Raw genomic sequence first — 510 nt, forward strand, 5'->3', positions numbered from 1 at the left:
GGCGGCCGATCGGCCGGGGCTGAGAGTAGACGTTCTTTTGTACGCGTTCAAGCACACCCTGACGGCCGGATCGCGGTTGCTGTCCGGGGTGACCGGCTGTCGCATTGGTCTCAAGGGCCGGAACGGCTGCACGCAATCGGGCGGCGGGGCTGCCCGGGCGGCGGTGGGCGCGATAAGCTTGGGTCTGTCTGGTCTAGACCACAGCGCGACTCAGAACGGTGGAGCCATGGAAATCGTCATCGTCCCCGATGCCGCAGCCGGCGGCGAGCTCATCGCCTCGGCGATGGCCGAGCTGGTGACGCGCAAGCCCGATGCGCTGCTCGGGGTGGCCACCGGCTCCACGCCGCTGCCGATCTACCAGGCACTGGCGGCCAAGGTGCGGGGCGGGGCGCTCGACGTCTCGCGGGCCCGGGTCTGCCAGTTGGACGAGTACGTCGGCCTGCCGACCGGGCACCCGGAGTCGTACCGCTCGGTGGTGCTGCGCGAGGTGATCGAGCCGCTCGGGCTGAC

General features: G+C 70.4%; 1 protein-coding gene. It reads left to right on the plus strand.

Going from position 1 to position 510, the window contains the following annotated elements; all coding sequences use genetic code 11:
* Window positions 1-226 precede the first annotated feature (226 nt).
* A partial coding sequence (locus ABD323_RS45605) for a 6-phosphogluconolactonase (protein WP_344447799.1) occupies window positions 227-510 on the plus strand: 284 nt, incomplete at its 3' end.

It is taken from the genome of Kitasatospora nipponensis (genome assembly GCF_039528135.1).
GTDB classification, from domain to species: Bacteria; Actinomycetota; Actinomycetes; order Streptomycetales; family Streptomycetaceae; genus Kitasatospora; species Kitasatospora nipponensis.